The organism is Xanthovirga aplysinae (assembly GCF_009711365.1).
Classification (GTDB): domain Bacteria; phylum Bacteroidota; class Bacteroidia; order Cytophagales; family Cyclobacteriaceae; genus Xanthovirga; species Xanthovirga aplysinae.
The window spans coordinates 1-4,160 of sequence record NZ_SMMB01000801.1; the positions used below are offsets into that span (position 1 = coordinate 1).

Consider the following 4,160-nt stretch of genomic DNA (forward strand, 5'->3'; position numbering starts at 1 on the left):
CAAGCCCTTTCAAAACGAATTTTATCTTCTCGAAGTATCAGAACTCTAGAGGAATACTGACTTTTGTTTTATCCCACTGCATGCTGAGTACATTATCTTTATTCTTTTCCTCAAAACTTATGGTAAAGGGTTCAAATATGATTTCAGTCATTTCTACAGGAACTTCAAAGCGAACTAGGTCTAAAGATTTATCGTAATCATAAGTTCCCCATTGGCCTAAACCTTTATTTATAATAACTGTCCATTTTTCCTTTTGGGGGATGGTGAATATAGAATAAGTCCCTGCTTTAATTTTGTGACCATTCAGTTTTATATCTCCAGTTAAAGTTATTTCTGTGGCTTCATTGGCACCTGTTCTCCAAACTTCTCCAAAGGGGGCCAGTTCACTGCCAAAGGTTTCTCGCCCTCTTTTATGTGGACGGCTGTAGGTGATTTTAACATAAGTGTCTTCAAATTTCATAGTTGTCACACTTAGTGGGCTTGGACGTGGTTTTAGGGCTTCTTGCCCATAAGAATTTGAATTTAAAATGATTAAAACTCCAAAAATGATGGCGGGAATTAAAAGTTTGTTCTTCATAAGGATTCAATTAAATTTGTCCTGTCTACTAGATTAAAGTTTCATTTTTTTAAGAGAATTAAAAAAGTGTTTTCAATTGAAATCTAAATATAAACTTGTAGAGGTGTTGATTCCAGTTTTTTTTGTTTTTTTTTAGAATTTAACCTTTTTGCTGATGAAGAGACCTGCATTTGATGATATTTTTATGGAATTGGCTGTTAACCTGGCCCAAAGATCACACTGCATTTACCGGCATGTAGGGGCTGTATTAGCTAAGGACACCAGAATTATTTCCATAGGATACAATGGACCACCTGCGGGTACGCATAATTGTGATGAACAATGGCCTGAAAAGGGTTGTGAGAGGGATTCGAAGGGAAGTTGTTCTCTGGCTATTCATGCAGAGCAAAATGCTATTATGTATGCCGTGAAAAATAAAGCTTCGGTGGAGGGGGCTTCTATGTATGTTACACTTTCTCCTTGTTTGGCCTGTGCTCGTATCATTTATAGTATGAATATTGAGAAGGTCATTTATCTAAAATCTTATGCGGAGTTCAAAGGGCTTGAAAAAGATGAAGGGTTGGATTTTTTAGAACGTTTTGGGGTAAAAACTCAAAAATACTCTGGAGATATAGCCAATGTTACTCATTTAATTTAAGAAGGAAGTTGTTTTTTTGCTACTAAAGAAGCCCTTCTTCTAAAGGAGGGACTTTAATGTTTAATAGTTGAAGAATAAGGAATGTTTTTTAAGAATGAAGACGCGATTATTCGCGTCTAAATTGGCTTATAAAATATTGACTTCGGGGTGAATCTTTATCCCAAATTTTTCTTCTACAGAAGATTGTATTTCTTCAGCCAGCATTTTGATTTCATTTCCTTGGGCATTTCCTCTGTTCACTAATACCAGGGCTTGTTTTTCGTGAACTCCGGCATTTCCTAAATTTTTACCTTTCCACCCACTTTTTTCAATCAACCAGCCAGCGGGAATTTTTACTGTTTCATTTGATTGAGGATAAAATGGAATGTTTGGATAGTTTTTTTGCAGAATTTTTAACTCATGGATGCTGATGTAAGGGTTCTTGAAAAAACTTCCCGCATTACCTATTTGATTTGGATCCGGTAATTTACTTTGCCGAATTTTAATTACTGCCTCACTTACCACTTTTGGTGAAAGGGTGTCTATTTTCATTTCATTCAGGGTTTCCTTGATAGCTCCATAGGAAATTTTGAAATCGGGCTTTTTATTCAATTTGAAAGTTACATTTAAAATGATGAATTGGCCTCTCAATTCATTTTTAAAAATACTGTGCCGATATCCAAATTGACATTCCTGATTTTGGAAAACCTGAATTTGCTGTTCTTTTATGTTAAAAGCTTCCAGGTGTTCAATGCTTTCTTTTACCTCCACTCCGTATGCCCCAATGTTTTGTAAGGGTGCCGCCCCTACTGTTCCAGGAATAAGAGATAGGTTTTCCAATCCTGAATATCCGGATGAAATAGTATGTAGTACGAAATTATGCCAATTTTCTCCAGCACCCACCTTAATCCAGGCGTGATTTTCGTCTTCCTTGATCACTTCTTTCCCTTTCAATTCTAGTTTAATCACCAATCCCTCAAAGGGCTTGGTAAAGAGTACATTGCTGCCTCCACCCAGGATTAATTTGGGAAGATCTATAAAAAGAGGGTTATTTAGGGCATCTTTTAACTCTTGGATTGATGTAACTGAGCAGAAGAATTTAGCTTTTACATCAATACCAAAGGTATTAAACGGTTTGAGTGAGGTATTTCTAAGAATTTCCATTAATTAACAAAAAATAGACTGTAGCAAAAGTTGTTCCAACAATTACTGTTCAAGCAAAGTTCTTGGAGTTCTGGAAAACGAAGCACAAAGCAGATTATTTCTTAAACCAAAAACAACCAAAAGGCTGATTTATTTGTCTTTTGGTTGTTTTTGGTAGGGGAAGATGAAATTAAGATCAATAAACTTTAAAAAATGATTTAAATGAGAATTTAAGTTTGTCTCTATGCATACGCTTTTTTGGTGGAAGCAGAATCTTTTTCTAATTCCTGATCGTCATTTCCAAAAATATTGACCTTTTGAGAGAAATATCGAAGGAATCCAAAAGCAATAATAAATGCCCCTCCATAAATACCTGCTTCTTTCCATTCTTTAAAAATAAGGCTTCCTAATAAAAAGAGGATGGAGTAAGCCAATACAACGGCGCTAATCCAGCAGATTAGTAAATTAAAGATATTTCTTTTACTTTCTTTTCTTTCAGCATTAGATTGAAAGGGTCTCCAATTTCCATTAGGCCGAATTTGTATAAAGAATTTTTTTAGTTTTTCTTTTTCTGTAGGGCGAGCAATAAAGGTAGCCAAAATCCAGGCTATAGTTGTAAACCCAACAGTAAAAAAGAAACTGTTTGGAAAGATCCAATCGAAAACATAACGTGCTAAAAAATAGGCCAAAAACGGGACAATTGTAGCTGTAATTTCACTCCATGCATTAATCCTCCACCAATACCATCTTAAAATAAGTACTAATCCTAATCCAGCACCACATTCCATAATAAACATCCAAACTTGAGAAATATTTGTGATCTGGGTAGTGGCGTAAAGAGCGACTAACATGAGCATTAAAGTCCCCAATCGGGACGCCAGAATATATTTTTTTTCTGTTGCCCTAGGCTGAATAAAGCGCTTATAAACATCATTGACCAGATAACTTGTTCCCCAATTCAATTGGGTGGATATTGTACTCATATAAGCTCCAAAGAAGGCTACTAATAATAATCCCTTTAAGCCTGCCGGAAGAAAATCTTTCATGGCCATTACATAACCTAGTTTTTTATCATCATCAGACAGATCAGGATATAGTACCAAGGCTGCTAAAGCTACTAGGATCCATGGCCATGGTCGTATGCAATAATGTGCAATTTGAAAAAGCAATGTAGCATTTACTGCACTTTTTTCATCTTTGGCACTCATCATTCGCTGTGCTACATAACCTCCTCCCCCGGGTTCGGCTCCTGGGTACCAACTAGCCCACCATTGAATAGTGATAAAAGCAAGAAAACTCCCTACACTGAGGGCTAGTGTTCCAACAGGAACAGATTCAGATGAACCAATTCGTGGGAAAAAGCTAAAGGCCTCTGCAGGTAACTTAGCCTTTAAGCCGTCAATTCCTCCAATTTGAGGTGAATTGATCACTAAAACCGCTAAAATAATGCAACCGGTAATCGCAATTACAAATTGGATTACATCGGTAAAAGCCACACCTAGTAATCCTGACATACTAGAGTACAACACCACCAAAAACATGGCTACAGCAATGTAGTAAATCGTTTGATCTTCTGGAATGTTAAAAAATACCTCAAGTAAAGAGCCAAGCGCTACATTTACCCATCCAATAATTAAAGCGTTAATAAAAAGTCCCAAGTAGATAGCTCGAAACCCTCTTAAAAAGGTTGCGGCTTTACCGGAGTATCTTTTTTCAATAAATTCAATATCGGTTAATACATTGGCTTTTCGCCAGTATTTGGCAAAAAAGAAAGTAGTCAACATGCCTCCGGCTAGCATATTCCACCAAAGCCAGTTACCTGCT

4 protein-coding genes are annotated in these 4,160 nt (G+C 36.5%); 1 reads left to right on the forward strand and 3 read right to left on the reverse strand.

Annotation, left to right across the window (positions count from 1 at the left end; all coding sequences use genetic code 11):
* Window positions 1-37: 37 nt before the first annotated feature.
* Window positions 38-577, reverse strand: coding sequence for a DUF2911 domain-containing protein (locus tag E1171_RS05915; protein ID WP_155205036.1), 540 nt, complete (start codon window positions 575-577; stop codon window positions 38-40).
* A 154-nt stretch (window positions 578-731) separates the two neighbouring features.
* On the opposite strand from E1171_RS05915, the gene E1171_RS05920 reads away from it, so the two are divergent.
* Complete coding sequence (locus E1171_RS05920) at window positions 732-1,214, forward strand: deoxycytidylate deaminase (protein WP_155205038.1); 483 nt, start codon at window positions 732-734, stop codon at window positions 1,212-1,214.
* A gap of 126 nt (window positions 1,215-1,340) precedes the next feature.
* Here the strand turns inward: E1171_RS05920 and murB are convergent, their stop codons facing one another.
* Both murB and E1171_RS05930 read right to left on the reverse strand, forming a co-directional pair.
* Window positions 1,341-2,357 carry a UDP-N-acetylmuramate dehydrogenase gene (murB, locus tag E1171_RS05925; RefSeq protein WP_155205041.1) on the reverse strand — a complete coding sequence of 339 codons (1,017 nt, stop codon included), beginning with the start codon at window positions 2,355-2,357 and terminating at the stop codon, window positions 1,341-1,343.
* A 221-nt stretch (window positions 2,358-2,578) separates the two neighbouring features.
* Window positions 2,579-4,160: sodium:solute symporter family protein (locus tag E1171_RS05930; RefSeq protein WP_155205043.1), on the reverse strand; the 1,582-nt coding region annotated here is incomplete at its 5' end.

Excerpts from the sequence above, each read along its gene's own strand:
- murB (WP_155205041.1), bottom strand. The coding sequence starts at position 2,357 with ATGGAAATTCTTAGAAATACCTCACTCAAACCGTTTAATACCTTTGGT.
- E1171_RS05920 (WP_155205038.1), top strand. The coding sequence starts at position 732 with ATGAAGAGACCTGCATTTGATGATATTTTTATGGAATTGGCTGTTAAC.
- E1171_RS05915 (WP_155205036.1), bottom strand. The coding sequence starts at position 577 with ATGAAGAACAAACTTTTAATTCCCGCCATCATTTTTGGAGTTTTAATC.